20 protein-coding genes are annotated in these 18043 nt (G+C 68.9%); 14 read left to right on the top strand and 6 right to left on the bottom strand.

The features are described 5' to 3' along the window. Nucleotides 1–28: 28 nt before the first annotated feature. The 4 genes from glcE (at nucleotide 29) to ACZ42P_RS06040 (ending at nucleotide 6118) form a co-directional block, all read left to right on the top strand. Nucleotides 29–1135, top strand: coding sequence for a glycolate oxidase subunit GlcE (gene glcE / locus ACZ42P_RS06055; RefSeq protein WP_464899181.1), 1107 nt, complete (start codon nucleotides 29–31; stop codon nucleotides 1133–1135). Nucleotides 1136–1187: 52 nt separating this feature from the next. Then, entirely contained in the window at nucleotides 1188–2420 is a 1233-nt protein-coding gene (gene glcF, locus ACZ42P_RS06050; RefSeq protein WP_464899180.1) for a glycolate oxidase subunit GlcF, read from the top strand. A 100-nt stretch (nucleotides 2421–2520) separates the two neighbouring features. Beyond that, entirely contained in the window at nucleotides 2521–4899 is a 2379-nt protein-coding gene (locus tag ACZ42P_RS06045) for a phosphoketolase family protein (protein ID WP_464899179.1), read from the top strand. Between the two features lie 13 nt (nucleotides 4900–4912). Further along, entirely contained in the window at nucleotides 4913–6118 is a 1206-nt protein-coding gene (locus ACZ42P_RS06040; protein WP_464899178.1) for an acetate/propionate family kinase, read from the top strand. A 1-nt stretch (nucleotide 6119) separates the two neighbouring features. On the opposite strand, the gene mobA is transcribed toward ACZ42P_RS06040, so the two are convergent. Next, complete coding sequence (mobA, locus tag ACZ42P_RS06035; RefSeq protein WP_464899177.1) at nucleotides 6120–6725, bottom strand: molybdenum cofactor guanylyltransferase MobA; 606 nt, start codon at nucleotides 6723–6725, stop codon at nucleotides 6120–6122. Between the two features lie 147 nt (nucleotides 6726–6872). Here mobA and rpsP point away from each other — a divergent pair, with 147 nt between their 5' ends. The 7 genes from rpsP (at nucleotide 6873) to xerD (ending at nucleotide 11734) form a co-directional block, all read left to right on the top strand. After that, nucleotides 6873–7112, top strand: a complete 240-nt coding sequence (rpsP, locus tag ACZ42P_RS06030) for a 30S ribosomal protein S16 (RefSeq protein WP_464899176.1) — start codon at nucleotides 6873–6875, stop codon at nucleotides 7110–7112. Nucleotides 7113–7128: 16 nt separating this feature from the next. Beyond that, nucleotides 7129–7608 (top strand): ribosome maturation factor RimM, encoded by a 480-nt coding sequence (gene rimM, locus ACZ42P_RS06025; RefSeq protein WP_464899175.1) that lies wholly within the window; start codon nucleotides 7129–7131, stop codon nucleotides 7606–7608. Then, entirely contained in the window at nucleotides 7604–8386 is a 783-nt protein-coding gene (trmD, locus tag ACZ42P_RS06020) for a tRNA (guanosine(37)-N1)-methyltransferase TrmD (RefSeq protein WP_464899373.1), read from the top strand. Before rimM ends, trmD begins: the two co-directional genes overlap by 5 nt. Before the next feature lie 58 nt (nucleotides 8387–8444). Then, nucleotides 8445–8825 (top strand): 50S ribosomal protein L19, encoded by a 381-nt coding sequence (rplS, locus tag ACZ42P_RS06015; protein ID WP_464899174.1) that lies wholly within the window; start codon nucleotides 8445–8447, stop codon nucleotides 8823–8825. Nucleotides 8826–8926: 101 nt separating this feature from the next. Beyond that, a complete protein-coding gene (locus ACZ42P_RS06010; RefSeq protein ID WP_464899173.1) occupies nucleotides 8927–10360 on the top strand; it encodes a hypothetical protein in 1434 nt (477 codons plus the stop codon). Next, nucleotides 10357–10830 (top strand): methylated-DNA--[protein]-cysteine S-methyltransferase, encoded by a 474-nt coding sequence (locus ACZ42P_RS06005; RefSeq protein WP_464899172.1) that lies wholly within the window; start codon nucleotides 10357–10359, stop codon nucleotides 10828–10830. Before ACZ42P_RS06010 ends, ACZ42P_RS06005 begins: the two co-directional genes overlap by 4 nt. Next, a complete protein-coding gene (xerD, locus tag ACZ42P_RS06000; protein ID WP_464899171.1) occupies nucleotides 10811–11734 on the top strand; it encodes a site-specific tyrosine recombinase XerD in 924 nt (307 codons plus the stop codon). The genes ACZ42P_RS06005 and xerD overlap by 20 nt, the downstream gene beginning before the upstream one ends. 9 nt (nucleotides 11735–11743) lie before the next feature. Here xerD and ACZ42P_RS05995 read toward each other — a convergent pair whose 3' ends face one another. Next, a complete protein-coding gene (locus tag ACZ42P_RS05995) occupies nucleotides 11744–12466 on the bottom strand; it encodes a sulfite exporter TauE/SafE family protein (protein ID WP_464899170.1) in 723 nt (240 codons plus the stop codon). Nucleotides 12467–12473: 7 nt separating this feature from the next. Next, on the bottom strand, nucleotides 12474–12836 hold the full coding sequence (locus ACZ42P_RS05990) for a dihydroneopterin aldolase (RefSeq protein ID WP_464899169.1): 363 nt from the start codon (nucleotides 12834–12836) through the stop codon (nucleotides 12474–12476). Nucleotides 12837–12886: 50 nt separating this feature from the next. On the opposite strand from ACZ42P_RS05990, the gene plsY reads away from it, so the two are divergent. After that, the gene (gene plsY / locus ACZ42P_RS05985; protein WP_464899168.1) at nucleotides 12887–13513 is read left to right on the top strand and encodes a glycerol-3-phosphate 1-O-acyltransferase PlsY; all 627 of its coding nucleotides are present in this window, start codon (nucleotides 12887–12889) and stop codon (nucleotides 13511–13513) included. 15 nt (nucleotides 13514–13528) lie between these two features. Beyond that, complete coding sequence (locus tag ACZ42P_RS05980; RefSeq protein ID WP_464899167.1) at nucleotides 13529–14323, top strand: hypothetical protein; 795 nt, start codon at nucleotides 13529–13531, stop codon at nucleotides 14321–14323. Here ACZ42P_RS05980 and tsaD read toward each other — a convergent pair. Continuing rightward, entirely contained in the window at nucleotides 14320–15333 is a 1014-nt protein-coding gene (tsaD, locus tag ACZ42P_RS05975) for a tRNA (adenosine(37)-N6)-threonylcarbamoyltransferase complex transferase subunit TsaD (protein ID WP_464899166.1), read from the bottom strand. The two genes, ACZ42P_RS05980 and tsaD, sit on opposite strands and share 4 nt — an antisense overlap. A gap of 89 nt (nucleotides 15334–15422) precedes the next feature. Between tsaD and rpsU the strand changes: the two genes are divergently transcribed. Further along, complete coding sequence (gene rpsU / locus ACZ42P_RS05970; RefSeq protein WP_347307970.1) at nucleotides 15423–15635, top strand: 30S ribosomal protein S21; 213 nt, start codon at nucleotides 15423–15425, stop codon at nucleotides 15633–15635. A 77-nt stretch (nucleotides 15636–15712) separates the two neighbouring features. On the opposite strand, the gene ACZ42P_RS05965 is transcribed toward rpsU, so the two are convergent. Both ACZ42P_RS05965 and ACZ42P_RS05960 read right to left on the bottom strand, forming a co-directional pair. Continuing rightward, on the bottom strand, nucleotides 15713–16558 hold the full coding sequence (locus tag ACZ42P_RS05965) for a PhnD/SsuA/transferrin family substrate-binding protein (protein WP_464899165.1): 846 nt from the start codon (nucleotides 16556–16558) through the stop codon (nucleotides 15713–15715). Next, entirely contained in the window at nucleotides 16555–17874 is a 1320-nt protein-coding gene (locus ACZ42P_RS05960; protein WP_464899164.1) for a GGDEF domain-containing protein, read from the bottom strand. Before ACZ42P_RS05960 ends, ACZ42P_RS05965 begins: the two co-directional genes overlap by 4 nt. Nucleotides 17875–18043 lie beyond the last annotated feature (169 nt).

Raw genomic sequence — 18043 nt, 5'->3', positions numbered from 1 at the left:
GCACAGAAATCGTGGGCCAGGGACCCGGATGGCAGGCAGCAGTGGGACGTCCTCCGGGTGGGAAAGGGTCGAAGCTGAGGTGAACGACCTGCGCGAGCAATTCTCCGAAGCCATCCGGCAGGCCGCGAAGCGGCGGCGGCCGGTGCGCATCCGCGGTTCCGGCTCCAAGGACTTCTACGGCGGCGTGCCGCGGGGGGAGGTGCTGGATACCACCCGCTACACGGGCGTGGTGGATTACGCGCCGGAGGAACTGGTGATCACCGCGCGCGCGGGCACGCCGCTCTCCGAGATCGAGGCGGTGCTGGCGGCGCGCAACCAGATGCTGGCCTTCGAGCCCCCCCATTTCGGCCCCCGCGCCACCCTGGGCGGTTGTGTCGCGGCGGGGCTGTCGGGTCCGCGCCGGCCCTATACCGGCGCGGTGCGCGACTTCGTGCTGGGGGTGGTGCTCATGGACGGGCGCGGCGATATCCTGCGCTTCGGCGGGCAGGTGATGAAGAACGTCGCCGGTTATGACGTCTCCCGTCTGGTGACGGGCTCCCTGGGCACCCTGGGCCTGATCCTGGAAGTCTCCCTCAAGGTGTTGCCACGGCCTGCGGCGGAGGTCACGCTGCAGCTGGAGATGGACGCGGACGCGGCCCTGGTCGCCATGAACCGCTGGGCCGGCGAACCCCTGCCCATTTCCGCCACCTGCTATCACGATCACGTGCTCACGGTGCGCCTGTCGGGGGCGCAGGCCGCGGTGCGCGCCGCGCAGGCGCGACTGGGCGGGCAGGTGCTGGCGGCGGGGGAGGCCTTCTGGCGCGGCATCCGCGAACACAGCGCCAATTTCTTCCGCGATGCGCGTCCCCTCTGGCGCATCTCCCTGCCTTCCACCCGACCCCTGGATCTGCCGGGCAAGCAGCTCGTGGAATGGGGCGGTGCGCTGCGCTGGGTGTTCACCGATGCCGATGCCGCCACGGTGCGCGCCGCCGCCCGCGCCGCGGGCGGACATGCCACCCTGTTTCGCGCCCCGCGCAAGGAAGGCCCGGTGTTCACGCCGCTGCCTGCGCCCCTGCTCGCCCTGCACAAGCGGGTCAAGCAGGCCTTCGATCCCCATGGCATCCTCAACCCGGGGCGCATGTATGGGGAATTCTGAGCGCGCGCCTTGCGCCGCGCCGCAGCCCGGGCACCGGTAAACCAGGACGACCATGCAGACCCAGCTCGCCGATTTCATCCGCGACACGCCGGAAGGCCGGGAGGCCGACCGCATCCTGCGCACCTGTGTGCACTGCGGTTTCTGCCTGGCCACCTGTCCCACCTACCAGCTGTTGGGCGACGAGCTGGACAGTCCCCGCGGGCGCATCTATCTCATGAAACGCATGCTGGAGGGCGAGCCGGCCTCGGAAAAGACGCTGCTGCATCTGGACCGCTGCCTGACCTGCCGCGCCTGCGAGACCACCTGCCCCTCGGGCGTGGCCTACGGCAGGCTGCTGGACATCGGCCGCCATCTGGCGGAACAACGGGTGGGGCGCAGTCCCGCCGCACGCATGGAACGGCGCCTGCTGCGTTACGTGCTGGCCAAGCGGCGCCGCTTCGCCCCGCTGCTCACCCTGGGGCGCAGCCTGCGTCCCCTGCTGCCTGCCTCCCTGAGGCGGCAGATTCCCGAGCCGCGGCCTGCCGGCGCCTGGCCGGCCGCGCGCCGTGCCCGGCGCATGCTGGTGCTGGCGGGCTGCGTGCAACCGGCACTGGCACCCAACATCAACGCCGCCGCCGCGCGGGTGCTGGACCGGCTGGGCATCAGCCTGGTGGAGGCACCGGAAGCCGGCTGCTGCGGCGCACTCTCCTTCCATCTCAATGCCCAGGACGAGGCGCGGGATTACATGCGCGCCAACATCGATGCCTGGTGGCCCCACGTGGAAGCGGGTGTGGAGGCCATCGTCATGACCGCCAGTGGCTGTGGCGTGATGGTGCGCGACTACGGCCACTACCTGCGTGACGATCCACGCTATGCCGAGCGGGCGCGCCGCATCTCGGCGCTCACCTGCGATGTCTCCGAGGTGGTGCTGGGGGAGGCGGAGCGCCTGGCCCCCCTGGTCAAGGGGAGCAAGGCGGAGCAGGTGGGTGCCGTCGCGGTCCACACCCCCTGTACCCTGCAGCATGGACAAAAGCTGAGGGGACTGCTGGAACGCATTCTTGAAGGCGCGGGCGTGAAACTCGCGCCGGCACCCGAGGGCCATTTGTGCTGCGGCTCGGCGGGGACCTACTCCATCCTGCAGAAGGCCTTGTCGCAACAACTGCTGGCGCGCAAGGTGGCGGCGCTGGAAAGCGGCCACCCGGCACGCATCGTCACCGCCAACATTGGCTGCCTCCTGCATCTGCAAAGTGGCACACGCCTGCCCGTGAGCCACTGGGTGGAACTGCTCGACGAGCTCATTGCCTGAAGCTGGCCTGCCACCGGCCGCCCGCCTATTCTTGAAGTCAGGCTGTCATCGTGCCGTCAGCCGGCTGCCGTAGGCTTTCCCTTTCTTCCCGGAGGTTTCCATGTCCAGCCCGATGCCTGACGTTTCGCCACCTTCGGATGCCGAGCTCGCGAGGCTCGATGCCTACTGGCGTGCCTGCAACTATCTCGCCGCGGGCATGATCTACCTGCGCGACAATCCTTTGCTGCGCGAGCCCCTGCGACCCGAGCACGTCAAGGAGCGGCTGCTGGGGCATTGGGGATCGAGCCCGGGGCTTGCCTTCATGTATGTGCACCTCAACCGCCTCATCCTCAAATACGACCTCAACGCCATCTTCCTCGCCGGCCCCGGGCACGGCGCGCCCGGGGTGCTGGCGCCGGTCTATCTGGAGGGCACCTATTCCGAACTGTATTCGGACCGGTCCGAGGACGAGGAGGGCCTGCGCCGCCTGTTCCGCGCGTTTTCCTTTCCAGGCGGGGTGGGCAGCCACTGCACACCGGAGATGCCGGGCTCCATCCACGAAGGGGGCGAGCTGGGTTACAGCCTGTCCCATGCCTTCGGTGCGGCCTTCGACAATCCGGACCTGTTGGTGGCGGTGGCCGTGGGGGACGGCGAGGCGGAGACCGGGCCCCTGGCCACCGCGTGGCATGGCAACAAGTTCCTGAATCCGGTGCGCGACGGGGCGGTGCTGCCCCTGCTTCACCTCAACGGCTACAAGATCGACAATCCCACCGTGCTCGCCCGCATCAGCCACGGGGAACTGGCGGCGCTGCTCACGGGTTACGGCTGGACGCCCCATTTTGTGGAGGGGGACGACCCCATGACCATGCACCGCGCCATGGCGGTGGCCCTGGAACGCTGTGTGCTGGAGATCCGCGCGATCCAACACGAGGCGCGCGCAGGCGGACCCGTGACGCGGCCGCGCTGGCCCATGCTGGTGCTGCGCAGCCCCAAGGGCTGGACCGGCCCGCGGGCGGTGGACGGCCATCGCGTGGAAGGCTACTGGCGCGCACACCAGGTGCCCTTGACCGGCGTGCGCGAGCACCCGGAACGGCTGGCCCAACTGGAGAGCTGGCTTCGGAGCTATCGGCCGGAGGAGCTGTTCGACGGTCAGGGCCGCCTGCGTGCGGAGCTCAAGGCCCTGGCGCCCCGGGGCGAGCGGCGCATGAGCGCCAATCCCCATGCCAACGGCGGCCGACTGCGCCGGGTGCTGCGCCTGCCGGACCTGCGCGCGTACAGCGTGACGGTGCCCCGTCCCGGCGGAGTGCGCGCGGAGACCACACGCCCCCTGGGGGCCTTCCTGCGCGACGTGATGCGTGCGAACCCGGACAACTTTCGCCTGTTCGGCCCGGACGAGACCCGCTCCAACCGGCTGGACGCAGTCTTCGAGGCGGCCAAGAAGATGTGGCTGGAACTGCGCCCGGAGGATGGGGACGGCGGGGAGCTGGCACCGGACGGCCGGGTGATGGAGATGCTTTCCGAGCACACCCTGGAGGGCTGGCTGGAGGGCTACCTGCTTACCGGGCGGCATGGCTTGCTGTCCACCTACGAAGCCTTTGCCCATGTCATCGATTCCATGTTCAACCAGCACGCCAAGTGGCTGGACATCGCCGCCGATCTGCCCTGGCGCGCGCCGGTGTCCTCGCTCAACCTGCTCATCACTTCCACCGTCTGGCGTCAGGACCACAACGGCTTCACCCATCAGGATCCGGGGTTTCTCGATGTGGTGGTGACCAAGAGCCCGCAGGTGGTGCGCATCTATCTGCCGCCCGACGCCAACTGCCTGCTGGCCGTGGCGCACCACTGTCTGCAGACCACCAATCGCATCAATGTCATCGTTGCCGACAAGCAGAAGCACCTGCAGTATCTGGATGCGGATGCCGCCATCCGCCATTGCGCCCAGGGTATTGGCATCTGGGAGTGGGCGAGCACCGATGCCGGCGCCGAGCCGGAGGTGGTGATGGCTTCCTGCGGCGACATTCCCACCCAGGAGGCCCTGGCCGCCACGGCGCTGCTGCGGGAACATTTCCCGGATCTATCCATCCGCTTCGTGAACGTGGTGGACCTGTTCACCCTCACGCCCCGCACGGAGCATCCCCACGGTTTGAGCGACCGGGACTTCGACAGCCTGTTCACCACGGACAAGCCCATCATCTTCAACTTCCACGGTTATCCCTGGCTCATCCACCGCCTGGCCTACCGCCGCCGCAACCATCCCAATCTGCACGTGCGGGGCTACAAGGAGAAGGGCAGCATCAACACCCCACTGGAACTGGCCATGCTCAACGAGATCGACCGCTTCAGCCTGGTGATCGATGTCATCGACCGTGTGCCGCGCCTGGCGGTGACCGGCGCCCACGTCAAGCAACGCATGCGCGACCTGCAGTTCGCCCACCGGCAGTACGCCCTGGAACATGGGGTGGACGCCCCGGAAATCGCAGACTGGCACTGGCCGGGTTGACGGATGTGACGCCATGACAGGACACGCGATCCTGGTGCTCAACTGCGGCAGCTCCTCCCTCAAGTACCGTCTGTTCCATGGCGACAGCGAAGCCCTGCTGGCCGAGGGCATCGTGGAGCGCATCGGCGAGGAGAAGCCCCATCACCGGCATCTGCGCTATAACGGCGCGGGCGTGACCAGCCGCATGGAACACGACGTGGCCGCGCCCACCCACCGGGAAGCCTTTGCCCACATGCGCGCCGCCCTGGACGGCGGGGCGGCCCATCCCCTGATGGCCATCGGCCACCGGGTGGTCCACGGCGGCGAACGCTTCCATGGCGCGGTGCGCATCGAGCCCCAAGTGCAGGCGGAGATCGAGGCCCTCGCGGTGCTGGCCCCCCTGCACAATCCCGCCAATCTGCTGGGGATCCGGCTGGCCGGCGAGGCCTGGCCCGCCGTGCCCCAGGTGGCGGCCTTCGACACGGCCTTCCATCACACCCTGCCCCCCCATGCCTACCGTTATGCCGTACCGGAGGACTGGTACTGCCGGCACCAGGTGCGGCGCTATGGCTTCCATGGTCTGTCCCATGAATACGTGGCGCAGCGGGCGGCGGCCCACCTGGGGCGGCCTCTCGATGCCCTCAACCTGATCACCCTGCATCTGGGCAACGGCGCCTCCGCCTGCGCCATTCGCGCCGGCCGTTCGGTGGACACCTCCATGGGCTTCACGCCCCTGGAAGGGTTGGTGATGGGTACCCGCAGCGGCGATCTGGATCCGGCGCTGCCCCTGCACATGGAGCGCGTCACCGGCATGGGCTGGGAGGGACTCGATTACGCCCTCAATCACGAGTGCGGCCTGAAGGGCCTGACGGGGGTCAACGACATGCGGGAGATCCTGGCCCGGGCAGAAGCCGGCGACGGGGCAGCGCAGCTTGCCGTGGAGGTGTACGCCTACCGCATTCGCAAGTACATCGGCGCCTATTGTGCCGTGCTGGGCCGGGTGGATGCGGTGGTGTTCACCGCGGGGGTGGGCGAGAACGCCGCGCCGGTGCGCGCGGCGGCCTGCGCGGGGCTGGAAGGGCTGGGCATCGTCCTCGACGCGGCGGCCAATGAGTCTGCCGCCGGAGAAGTGGCCGTCATCAGTCAGGCGGGTGCACCCGTGACCCTGCTGGTGATCCGCACCAACGAGGAGCTGCACATCGCCCGGGAGGTGCGCGCCCTGCTGGACCGGCGCGGCTGAATCAGTCCGGGCGGGGCCGTCCTTCCAGGGCCGCAAGCTGCTCCGGCCGGTTGATGTTGACGAAGAAGGCCGCCTCGTCGCCGAAATCCACCACTGCGCGTTTCAGTCCCGCCTGCCAGTCCTGCACCTTGCGCCCGCCCCGCGCCAGATAGGCGGCGAGACTGGCGCCCACCTCCGTGCGCATGAGGCAGACGGCATGCTGGGTGCGTCCCGCTGCGAGGGGCACCGCCAGCTCCGCTTGTTCGCGCACCAGGGCGGCATACAGGCGCGCCACCAGGTCGTCCGGCAGAAAGGGTGTGTCACAGGGCACCGCGAGGAGGAAAGGATGGCGGGTTTCCAGCAGACCGCGGGCGATGCCCGCCAGGGGGCCCACGAAACCCTCGGTGCGGTCCCTGAGCACGGGGTGGCCCAGGGCGGCGTAGGCCTCCAGGTTGCGGTTGGCGGAAATGAGCACCTCACTCACCTGGGGCCGGATCCGTGTGAGCACCCACTCCGCGAGGGGGCGGCCGCGCAGCAGCACGAGTCCCTTGTCCTGGCCGCCCATGCGGCGCCCTTCACCCCCGGCGAGAATGAGGCCGGTGATGGGAGGCATGGTCGTATCGCTCATGGCGCCACTATATCCCATCCCGGTCTCACCCAACCGTCCCGCCGGGGACGGGCCCGCGCCCGGCGGGCTTGGGCCAAGCGCTTGCGGGAAAACGGAAAACCCCCTAGAATCCCGCTCTTTTCCGTTCCCCATCCAGGCGAAAACGATATGGTAGTGATCCGACTTTCCCGGGGCGGTGCGAAGAAGCGCCCCTTTTACAACGTGGTGGTCACCGATTCCCGGCGCCGCCGCGACGGCAATTTCATCGAGCGCGTGGGGTTCTACAACCCCGTCGCGCCCGAAGGCACCGAGTCCCTGCGCATCGACAAGGAGCGGGTGGCCTACTGGCAAAGCGTGGGCGCCAAGCTCAGCGACACCGTTGCCAAACTCATCAAGAACGCCGCCTGACGAGAAGTGGGTGGTGATGGGCCGGGTGACCGGCCCGTTCGGCGTGCTGGGATGGATCAAGGTCCATCCCTACACGGAAACGCCCGCCAGCCTGACCCGTTACGGGCGCTGGTGGCTCGGCAGGGAGGCCCCCTATGCCGAGCACGAGGTGGTGCAGAGCAGGGTGCATGGCGCGCAGGTGCTGGCCAAGCTTGCGGGCATCGACGACCGGGACCAGGCGGCGCGCCTCAAGGGGCAATGGGTGGTGGTGCCGCGCGGGGCGTTGCCCAGCACCGGTGAGGACGAATACTACTGGGTCGATCTGATCGGCCTCACGGTGGTCAACACCGAAGGCACAAGCCTGGGCACCGTGCGGGAACTGATGGAAACCGGCGCCAACGACGTGCTGGTGGTGCAGGGGGAGCGGGAACGGTTGATCCCCTTCATCCGCCAGGTGATCCTGGACGTGGACCTGGCGGAGGGCATCATCCGCGTGGACTGGGGGGTGGACTATTAAACCGCGTTTCGACGTGGTCACCCTGTTCCCGCCCATGTTCGATGCGGTGGCGAAGCAGGGGATTACCGCCCGCGCCCTGGAGCAGGGGCTGTACCGCCTGCATCTGTGGAATCCCCGGGATTTCACCACGGATGCCTACCGGACGGTGGACGACCGGCCCTACGGCGGCGGACCGGGCATGGTGATGCTGGCCGAGCCGCTGGAGGCGGCCATCGAGGCGGCCCGGGACGCCCAGCGGGACGCGGGCATTGCCCACAGCCGGGTGATCTACCTCTCGCCCCAGGGCGCGGTGCTGGATCACCGGCGGGTGGTGGCGCTTGCGGGGGAGCCCGGCCTGATCCTGCTGTGCGGGCGCTACGAGGGCGTGGATGAACGCCTCATCCAGCGCCAGGTGGACGAAGAGCTGTCCATCGGTGATTACGTGCTGTCGGGCGGCGAGCTGGCGGCCATGGTGCTGATCGACGCGGTGGTGCGCCAGCTGCCGGGCGCAGTGGGGGATGCGGACTCGGTGCAGCAGGAGTCCTTCGTGCACGGACTGCTGGATCATCCCCATTACACCCGGCCGGAGGTGTATCGGGGCATGCCGGTGCCGCCGGTGCTGCTGTCCGGGCATCACGAACGCATCCGGCTGTGGCGGTTGAAGGAAGCCATGCTGCGCACCTGGGAGCGGCGGCCGGACCTGTTCGCCCGCTGGCTCAGGGAGCATCCCCTGAGCCCGGAGGAAGCGCGGCTTTGGCAGGAATTGCAACGGGAACGCGCCATCGACGGGGACGCCTGAAGGCGGACGCCGGGAGACGCGGTCGGGAAATACGGAACAGGAAACAAGGAGCAAGAGCATGAACCTCATCCAGCAGATCGAAGCGGAAGAAATCGCCCGCCTGGGCAAGACCATTCCCGATTTCGCCCCGGGCGACACCGTGGTGGTGCAGGTGAAGGTGAAGGAAGGCAACCGGGAGCGCCTGCAGGCCTTCGAGGGCGTGGTGATCGCCAAGCGCAACCGCGGCCTCAATTCCTCCTTCATCGTGCGCAAGATCTCCTCGGGCGAAGGCGTGGAGCGCACCTTCCAGACCTACTCGCCGGCGGTGGCCGCCATCGAGGTCAAGCGCAAGGGCGACGTGGCGCGGGCCAAGCTCTACTACCTGCGCGAGCGTTCCGGCAAGTCGGCGCGCATCAAGGAAAAGCTCTCCGCCAAGAACCGCGAGGCGGCTGCCGAGTAAGGGCGGTATCCAGCGCGCCGGGCGCGCGGCAGGGGACCACGGGCGCCGCGGGCGCCCGTTGTCTTTTGCGCCCGTGCCTCGCCCGGCTTAGAATGGCCCGGATGGCAATGCTCCTCTCGCGCCGCGTCCTGGCCTGCCTCCTTTTGCTGGTTTCCCCGGCGGCGCCGGCCGATTCCCTGGCCACGGCCCAACAGTTGCTGCAAAACGGCCTGCCCCGGTTGGCGCTGGCCCGGGTGGAACGTGACCAGCCGGCCGATGCCCGCGCACCGGGCTGGGCGCAGTGGGAATCCCTGCGTCTCACCCTCCTGTCCCTGACCAACCAGCCCGACGCCCTGCTGCAGCGGGTGGCGGCCCTGCCGGCCGGCGTCCCCGACGAGCTGCGCCAGAAGGCCCTGGGTCATGCCGCCTGGGCCCATCTGGAGCGCGGCCAGGGCCGCGCGGCCCGGGTGCGGCTGGCCGAGCTTTTGTGGCGCTTTCCCCTTTCCTTCGAGAATCACCAGTGGGCCCGGCGGCTGGTGATCCGTTCCTGGCTCGCCGACCACCGTCCGGAGGAAGCCTACCGGGCCATGCTGCGCTACCAGCAGGACTTTGCGCCCCTGGCGCGGGAGGTGGCGGCGGAGTTCGTGGACGGCCTGCTGGCGGAAGGCCGGGCCGTGGAGGCCCTCACCTGGGCACGGGACCTGGACCCCAATGGGGCCACGGCGACCGCCCTGGCCCTGGCGGCCGGGCTCCTTCCGCCCGAGACTGCGCAAAGCCGCGCCCAGGCCGCGCTCGCCGGCCAGCCCGCCGCCCTCGACTGGCTGCGTGTGCTGGCGGATGCCGCGCAACGCCGGGGTGATGCCGCCCTACGTCTGGATGCTCTGGAGCGGCAGGTGGCAGCAGGGTGGCATAGGCTTCTGCCCGAGCTCTGGCAGGCCTACCTCGCGCTGGGCGAGGCCACGGGCAACCGCGCCCAGCTCCTTCAGGGGGACGATGCCTCCTGGCTCGCGGTGGCGGCGGGCCTCGCGCCCGTCGAGGCCCTGGAGGCGCGCGCCGTCTATGCCTATCTCGCCCAGGCGGGGGCCCAGCCGGCCACCCGTGAGACGGCCCGCCGGCGCCTGTTCGCTTCCCTGGTGGAGGCGGGGCGCACGGAGACGGCGGTGCAGCTCCTGGCGCACCATCCCTGGGGGGATGGACCGTCGAACGTGGAGGAGGGCATGCGCTTCGCCGCGGCCGCCGCCGAGGAGCTGCCCGAGGGCCGGCGGCGGCTGGGCTGGCTCGCGGCCGCCCGCTATGGGGAACAGGCCGGCCGTTTCGATCTGGCCGCGGATTACGCGGTGCAGGCGGCCCTGGCCGCGGATCCTGCCACACCGGATGCCATCACCGCCCAGGCCGTGCGCAGCGCGGCGGCGAACCTGGAACGGGCCGGCCTGCGTGAGGAAGCACTGACTTTCCAGCAGCGCATGGCCAGCCAGCGCGCGCCCGCGGGCAAACCGCCCGCCGGCGCGCCGCCCCGTGCGCCCGCCGGCAAGCGCAGCGGAAAGCGCGCGCCATGAGCGGGGACTATCAGGCCGTGATCGCCGCCCCCTTTGGCACCCTTGGCATTCGTACCCGGGGGCAGCGGCTCACTGCCATCGACTTTCTGGCCCACGACACCCCCCTCGTTTCCCCGCAGGACCCTTTCGCGGCGCGCGTGGCGGAGGAGATCGGGGCCTATCTGCGGGATGCCCGCCACGTGTTCGACCTGCCCGTGGACCCGGGCGGCACGCCCTTCCAGCGCCGGGTATGGCAGGCGCTGGCGCGCCTGCCCGTGGGCTGCGTCACCACCTATGGGGCGCTGGCGCAGGCATTGGGTTCCAGCGCCCGGGCCGTGGGGCAGGCCTGTGGCGCCAATCCGATTCCCCTGGTGATTCCCTGTCACCGGGTGGTGGCGCGCGCCGGCCCCGGCGGTTTCATGAACCGCACCGGCGGCTCCGCCCTCGCCATCAAGGCGTGGCTGTTGCGCCATGAGCGCGGCGCGGCCTGAACCCATTGCGGAATCCGCCGCCACCGAGGCGGTGCTGGACGAATTCTGCGACAGCCTGTGGCTGGAGGAAGGGCTTTCCCGCAACACGCTCGCCGCCTACCGGCGGGACCTGGCCAAGCTGGCCGCCTGGCTGGCGGACCGCGGCGGCAGCCTGGAGACTCTGCACCGCGCCGAGCTGCTCGCCTTCCTGGCCGATCAGGCGCCCCACATGAAGGCCAGCAGCACCGGCCGGCTGCTCTCCAGCGTGCGCCGTTTCTACCAATATCTCCTGCGTCAGGGACGCATCCAGGCCGATCCCACCCTGCAGGTGGAGCGGCCCCGGCTGCCGCGCGCCCTGCCCAAGAGTCTGAGCGAGGCGGAAGTGGAAGCGCTCCTGGCGGCGCCGGATGTCACCACCCCCCTCGGCCTGCGCGACCGCGCCATGCTCGAAACCCTCTACGCCACCGGCCTGCGCGTGAGCGAGCTGGTGGGACTGAGACTCAATGAGCTCAGTCTGGAGGCCGGTGTGGTGCGGGTCATGGGCAAGGGCTCGAAGGAGCGGCTGGTGCCCCTGGGCGAGGTGGCGGCCGACTGGCTCACGCGCTACCTGGGGGGCGCGCGGGGAGCACTGCTGGGACAGCAGGCATCGGATGCGGTGTTCGTCACTGCGCGCGGCGGCCCCATGACGCGCCAGATGTTCTGGACGCTCATCAAGCGTTACGCCCGCCGCGCGGGCATTCAGCGGCCGCTGTCGCCCCACACCCTGCGCCATGCCTTCGCCACCCATCTGCTCAACCACGGCGCCGACCTGCGCGTGGTGCAAATGCTGCTGGGACACGCCGACATTTCCACCACCCAGATCTACACCCACGTGGCACGGGAGCGCATGAAGCAGCTCCATGCGCGCCATCATCCCCGCGGCTAGGCAGCCCGGTCAGTGGCCGGCCTTCCAGAGCAGGGCGAAACCGCTCAAGAGCAGCAGGCCGCCGATGACGCGCATCATCTGGGCATTGCTCAATCCCACATGCACCCGGCTGCCGGCCCAAAGCCCCAGCCCCATGAGCGGGAGGGCAAGCACGTAGCCTGCAAGCACCCGGGGCTGGATCAGGCCGCTGGCGGCGAACACCAGAGCGCGCAGGGCACCTTCCAGCAAAAACAGCGCCGAGGTGGTGGCGCGGAATGCCGACTTGTCGCGCAGGCGATGGCTCAGGTAGATCACGTAGGGTGGCCCGCCGGTGCCGAACAGGGCGCTCACCGTGCCGCCAATGAAGCTTGCCGGGAATGCCCAAAGCCGCGAGATGGGCCGGCCGTCCTGCAGGGCGAGCAGACTGCGCAGGGCGAACAGGATGACCAAGAGCCCCAGGGTGGTGAGCAGCGCCTGCCGGTCCAGGGCGAGCAGCAGGGTGGCACCCAGCACCACGCCGATCACGCTGCCCGGCGCGAGGGGGGTCAGCTCGCCCCAGCGCACCAGGCGGCGATTGGCCTGGCCCAGGATGGCCGAGGCGGTGAGATCCATGAGCAGCATGAAGGGCACCACCTGGGTGAGGGGGAAGGTCAGTGCCAACAGCGGCACGGCGACCAAGCCGGAGCCGAAGCCGGAAATGCCGCGCACGAAATAGGCCGCGAGCAGGATGGCGGCGGCGAAGGCGTATTCCACGGCTGGATCAGCAAGCAGGGCGGGTGCCCCGTTCGATGGTGAGGCCCACGCGGCGGATGTCTTTGAGCATGCCCAGCTTGGTGACGGTGACTCGCACCCAGGGCGCACCGAACTCGTGGCGCACGATGTGGGCGATGTGCTCCGCCAGGGCTTCCAGCAAATCGAAATGGCGCTGGGCGAGGCTTTCCCTCAGGCGCGCCACGACAGCCCCGTAGTCAATGGTGTCGTCGATGCGGTCGGTTTCTCCCGCGCGGCTGGAAGGCAGGCCGATGTCCAGGTCGATCTGCACCGTCTGGGGCATGTGGCGCTCCCAGGGATAGATGCCGATCAGAAGCTCCAGCCGGAAGTCGTGCAGGAAGATGATGTCCACGGGAAAACTAAAGTAAAATCAAAAAGTCCCGCATTTTAGCCGGTTTTGTCATGGCCCCGATAGCCTTGCTCCTGGGCGCCTACCTGGTAGGTTCCCTGTCCTTCGCCGTCATCGTCAGCCGCCTGTTCGGGCTGCCGGATCCCCGTTCCTACGGTTCGGGCAATCCCGGTGCCACCAACGTGCTGCGCACCGGACGGCGTGCCGCCGCCCTGCTGACCCTCGTCGGCGATGCCGTCAAGGGCTGGCTGGTGATGGCCGTGGCGCTAAACTACGGCCCGGCCTGGGAACTGCCGGCGACCGTGGTGGCGGGCGCGGGCATCGCGGTCTTCCTCGGGCATCTGTTTCCGGTTTTCTTCGGCTTCCGCGGCGGCAAGGGGGTGGCCACTGCCTTCGGTGTCCTGCTGGCCGTGAATGGCTGGCTCGGCTTGAGCGTGGCGGCCACCTGGCTGCTCACCTTCGCCATGTTTCGCATCTCCTCCCTGTCTGCCCTGGTGGCGGCGCTGCTCGCCCCCCTCTACGCGGCTCTCTGGGTGCCTCCCGTCTTCGTGGGCATGGTGATCCTGCTTTCGGTGCTGCTCGTGTGGCGTCACCGCAGCAACATCCGCAAGCTGCTGCGGGGCGAGGAGGCGGGCTTCGGCAAGCCCGCGCCGCGCCCCCAGGACATGCCGCCGGAATGAGCGCCTAAGTCCACCATGGCCTGGTTCGAGAAGGAAATGGACTATGCCCGCGAGAGCCTGGAAAAGGTCGCGGAGCATGCCATCGACAGGGCCGGCGAGAAACTGGGCGACACCCTGCAGACAGGCATTGCCCTTGCCAGCCGGGAACTGCGCGAAATCGTCCTGGGCGCCAGTCGCGAGGTGGACAGCAAGCTGGAGAAAATCTCGGAGGAACTCCACAACCAGCGCCAGTTCACCAAGACCGACGTGAAGGAACTGGTGGACTATGCGGCGGAGCGGCTGGGGGCCACGCTGGATGCACGCATCGCCCTGGCCCGGCAGGAGATCGCCAGCCTGGTGCAGGACAAGGTGGAATATCTCAAGCAGGAAATCGACGGCTTCTTCCTGCAGCGTCAGCGGGACCTGGCGCGGGAGCGGCGCCGGCTCATCGCCAACGTCCTGATCGCAGTGGCCGCCGCCTTCGTCATGGGCTGGCTGTCCCTGATATACCACCGCGTGCTCGGAGGCACCATGGACATGTTCGGCGTGTTCCGGGCGGTGTTCGTGGCGCTGGCGGGGGGCTACGGGGTGTACGTGGTGGTGGCGTGGTTCCGGCGCTACCGGCGCATGTCCGAGCACAAGAAGGATCTCATGTTCCTCGCCATGCGCTATTGGGGGGTGCTCAAGCCGGAGGGGCTGTTCGGCCACCTCCTGCTGCTGCTCCTGTTGGGTGTCATCTACGCCGTCATCTTCTATCCGGACGAGGTGGCGCGGCTCACCGGCAGCAGCTGGCTCCTGGAATGGGTGGGCCGCCTCCACGGCCGCCCCTAGGCGGGGGGCTGCAGGCTCGCCAGATCCCAGCGCGGACGCACGCCGAAGCCATAGCCCCGCCGGGCTTCGGCAAGCCGCATGGCACCGGCGAAGGCGATCATGGCGCCGTTGTCGGTGCAGAACTCCAGCCGCGGATAAAACACCCGCACGCCGGCTTCCTGCACTGCGGCACCCAGCCGTTCCCGCAGGCGGGCATTGGCCCCCACGCCGCCTGCCACCACCAGGCGTTCCATGCCGGTGGCTGCCAGCGCTGCCAGGGCCTTGCTGGCGAGCACTTCCGTGATGGCTTCCTGCACTTCCGCGGCGAGATCCGCGCGCAGGACGTCATCCAGCACGTGGTCGCGGGTCCATTGCAGTACCGCCGTCTTGAGCCCGCTGAAACTGAAGTCCAGATCGCCGCTGTGGAGCATGGGGCGGGGCAGGCGGATCCGCCCCGGCTGCCCCTGCGCGGCCAGCCGGGCCAGCGCCGGCCCGCCGGGATAGCCCAGACCCAGGAGCTTGGCGGTCTTGTCGAAGGCTTCTCCCGCCGCATCGTCCAGGGTCTCACCCAAAAGCCGGTAGCGGCCCACGCCCTCCACGGCCATGAGCTGGGTGTGACCGCCGGAGACCAGCAGGGCGACGAAGGGAAAATCCGGCGGCTCGGGTTCCAGGAGCGGGGCGAGCAGGTGGCCCTCCAGATGGTGCACGCCCACCACCGGGCGGTTCAGGGCGAAGCCCAGGCCGCAGGCCACTGCGGCCCCCACCAGCAGCGCCCCGGCCAGGCCCGGGCCCTCCGTGTAGGCAATGGCGTCCAGGTCGGCGGGGGCGAGCCCGGCCCGGTCCAGCACCTGGCGGGCGAGCGGCAGCACGCGCCGGATGTGGTCGCGGGAGGCAAGCTCCGGCACCACGCCGCCGTACTCCTCGTGCATGCGCACCTGGGAGTGCAGGGCGTGGGCGAGCAGGCCGCGGGCCGTGTCATAGACGGCCAGGCCGGTCTCGTCGCAGGAGGTCTCGATGCCCAGTACGCGCATGGGGGCGGATTGTACCCCGGCGCGCCTTGTCTGGCGCCCCGTTTGTTGCTAGCATTGCGGTTTTACCGAATTCCAGCCGAGGTGGTTTGATGCCTGTCGTACGTGTGAAAGAAAACGAGCCCTTTGACGTGGCCCTGCGCCGCTTCAAGCGCACCATCGAGAAGAGCGGCCTGCTCACGGAGCTGCGCGCCCGCGAGTATTACGAAAAGCCCACGGCCGAGCGCAAGCGCAAGATGGCAGCAGCGATCAAGCGCCACTACAAGCGGCTGCGCAGCCAGATGCTGCCGCCCAAACTTTACTGACGCCTTGGCCGGGCGGTGTCCGGCCGGTCGGGTCACACGAAAAACGCGCTGGGGATCATCTCCAGCGCGTTTTTTTCTCACTGCGTCCGGAAGGGTGCGATCATGCGCCGGATGAGGTCGTAATCCCGGTCTTGCACCGGCTCGAAGCCCTCGTAGTTGGCATCCAGCTCGCGCAGGATGGCCCTGTGCTGGGGATTGTCCGCCTTGAGTTCGAGGAAGGCTTGCCGCAGCCTGGCCACGGTGGCCGGCGGCAGCCGCTCGCTCACGGCGAACAGGTAGGAGGGCAGGGGCGGCGAGGTATACAGGCGGCGCAGACCGCGCGGCTCGTATTCCTCGAAGACAGTGTCCTTGAGAATGCCGGCGTCGAAATCCCGGTTGAGCACCGCCTTGGCGATGTTGTCGTAGTGCCGCAGGAATTCGTAGCCGCCGAATTCCTCCAGGCGGATGCCGCTTTCCACCATCACCGCGCGCTGCAGCAGCGCCTTGGGGTCGCCAAAGGCGAAGCGCTTGCCACGCAGATCCGCCGTGCGGCGGTAGGGACTGTCGGCACGGGCGGCGATCACCAGGGTGAAGGTGGACTTGCCGCGGGTGAGGGGCGCCACCAGGGGCTGAGCGTTGTACTGCTCCCGTGCCTCCAGATAGGCCACCGGCGTGAGGTAGGCGATCTGGGTGAAGTCGCGCCCCAGCTCCTTCACGGCGGAACCCAGGTCCGGGGAGGCCCGGAACTCGATGCGCAGACCGGTGCGGCGACTGAGATAGTCCGCCAGGGGCGTGAGCCGGCGCACCATTTCCGCGGGCGTGTCCATGGCCACGGAACCCAGATAGAGGGTTTCGGGTTCGGCGGCACGGCTCGGCCCGACCGCCAGGGCGAGTACGAAAGCGAGGACGAAGCGGGGCAGGCGGGTCCTGGCTGAATGCTTCACGGGCTGGCCTCCTGGATGGTTGGGGCGGTGAAGGGATAGCCCACGGCCTGGGCCCGGCCGCGGCGCTTGGCTTCGTAGAGGGCCTCGTCGGCGGCGCCGTAGAGGGCTTCCACGCTGTGGGTCTGGCGGTCGCTGCAGGCATAGCCGATGGACAGGCTCACTTCCAGCGGCTGTCCCTGGAAACCGAAGCGCAATCCCGCCACGAGCTGGAGCAGGTCATCGCAGAACACCCGGGCTTCCTGCAGCGGGGTGCGGTAGAGCAGAAAGGCGAACTCGTCTCCGCCCAGGCGGGCCACCACGTCGGTATCACGCACCCGGTTGCGAAAAAGGGAGGCCAGTGCCTGCAGCACGGCATCGCCCGCAGCGTGGCCGTGGCTGTCATTGATGTGCTTGAAATGGTCCACGTCGGCCAGCACCAGGCAGACCGTTTCCCCGAAGCGCTGGGCGCGGGCGAAGGCGGCGGCCAGGCTGTCGTCGAAATAGCGGCGGTTCCTGAGTTCGGTGAGGCTGTCGGTAACGGCCAGTTTCTCCACCAGGGCCAGGGCCTTCTCCAGCTCGCGGGTGCGCTCTTCCAGCTCCTGGGTGCGGGCCTGCAACTGCTCGTTGGTCTTCATCAGCGCCGTGCCGGCCAGGTCGATCTTCTCCCGCAGACGCTGCTGGGTCTCGCGCACGCGGGTCTGGAGCTGGTTGAAGACCCGGGCGAGTTCCCCGATCTCGTCGTGGCTGCCCGGCTCCGGAAGGGGCGCCGCCTCCGGCTGGTCGGCCACGGCCTGCATGTGGCGGCTCAGGCGGGTCACCGGGCGCACGATCAGGCGCGAGGCGCCGAGGTATATGACGAGCCCCAGGAACAGGGCGAACAGGAGCTGCTCCAGCAGCACGTCGCGATACAGGCGGGCTATTTCCTGGTCGAGACGGGCCAGGGAGACGGCGAGCTCCACCTCACCCACTGGATTCCCGCCGAACAGGACCGGCACCTTGAAGGTGAGCATGGGGTCGTCCGGCAGGGTGGGGCGGTTGCGCAGCACCATGGTCTTGCCATGGCGGTCACGAATCACCACCTGGTGCACGTCCGCCTGGCGCACGATGCGTTCGGCCAAAGACTCCATGTTGGAGTAGTCATAGCCCACCACCAGGTTGGCCACGGCCTCGGCAAGGAGGGCCGCCCGCTCCTGTCCCGAGCGGGCGATGTCCGCCTCCAGGCGTTGCTTTTCCTGGGCCGCCCGCCAGCCGCCCAGGACGGTGAAGGCGAGCACCACCGCGGCCAGGGTGATGGCCACCAGTTTGAGCCGCAGTCCGGAAAGGAGGAATCTTCGCATGGGGTGCCCAGCGCCCCGCCACGCGGGGCAGTAGAAAACAACGGCCTGCCGGGGGATTTCTTAAGGATGCGTTTCAAAAGCAGGGGCCCGGTGCTAACATTCGGGGGCTGCCGTTCGTGCCTCTCCCGCAAAAGGGTCTTTTCCGTCAACCACTTGCCATCCAGACGGG

Source organism: Thiobacter subterraneus, assembly GCF_055379455.1.
Note: the sequence above shows the minus strand (reverse complement) of the source record. Positions and strands in the feature narration are given on the sequence as shown.

Excerpts from the sequence above, each read along its gene's own strand:
- ACZ42P_RS06010 (WP_464899173.1), top strand. The coding sequence starts at position 8,927 with ATGGCAATGCTCCTCTCGCGCCGCGTCCTGGCCTGCCTCCTTTTGCTG.
- plsY (WP_464899168.1), top strand. The coding sequence starts at position 12,887 with ATGGCCCCGATAGCCTTGCTCCTGGGCGCCTACCTGGTAGGTTCCCTG.
- ACZ42P_RS06045 (WP_464899179.1), top strand. The coding sequence starts at position 2,521 with ATGTCCAGCCCGATGCCTGACGTTTCGCCACCTTCGGATGCCGAGCTC.
- rpsP (WP_464899176.1), top strand. The coding sequence starts at position 6,873 with ATGGTAGTGATCCGACTTTCCCGGGGCGGTGCGAAGAAGCGCCCCTTT.
- xerD (WP_464899171.1), top strand. The coding sequence starts at position 10,811 with ATGAGCGCGGCGCGGCCTGAACCCATTGCGGAATCCGCCGCCACCGAG.
- mobA (WP_464899177.1), bottom strand. The coding sequence starts at position 6,725 with ATGAGCGATACGACCATGCCTCCCATCACCGGCCTCATTCTCGCCGGG.
- glcE (WP_464899181.1), top strand. The coding sequence starts at position 29 with ATGGCAGGCAGCAGTGGGACGTCCTCCGGGTGGGAAAGGGTCGAAGCT.
- ACZ42P_RS06040 (WP_464899178.1), top strand. The coding sequence starts at position 4,913 with ATGACAGGACACGCGATCCTGGTGCTCAACTGCGGCAGCTCCTCCCTC.
- tsaD (WP_464899166.1), bottom strand. The coding sequence starts at position 15,333 with ATGCGCGTACTGGGCATCGAGACCTCCTGCGACGAGACCGGCCTGGCC.
- ACZ42P_RS05960 (WP_464899164.1), bottom strand. The coding sequence starts at position 17,874 with ATGCGAAGATTCCTCCTTTCCGGACTGCGGCTCAAACTGGTGGCCATC.
- rplS (WP_464899174.1), top strand. The coding sequence starts at position 8,445 with ATGAACCTCATCCAGCAGATCGAAGCGGAAGAAATCGCCCGCCTGGGC.
- ACZ42P_RS05980 (WP_464899167.1), top strand. The coding sequence starts at position 13,529 with ATGGCCTGGTTCGAGAAGGAAATGGACTATGCCCGCGAGAGCCTGGAA.
- rpsU (WP_347307970.1), top strand. The coding sequence starts at position 15,423 with ATGCCTGTCGTACGTGTGAAAGAAAACGAGCCCTTTGACGTGGCCCTG.
- glcF (WP_464899180.1), top strand. The coding sequence starts at position 1,188 with ATGCAGACCCAGCTCGCCGATTTCATCCGCGACACGCCGGAAGGCCGG.
- ACZ42P_RS06005 (WP_464899172.1), top strand. The coding sequence starts at position 10,357 with ATGAGCGGGGACTATCAGGCCGTGATCGCCGCCCCCTTTGGCACCCTT.
- rimM (WP_464899175.1), top strand. The coding sequence starts at position 7,129 with ATGGGCCGGGTGACCGGCCCGTTCGGCGTGCTGGGATGGATCAAGGTC.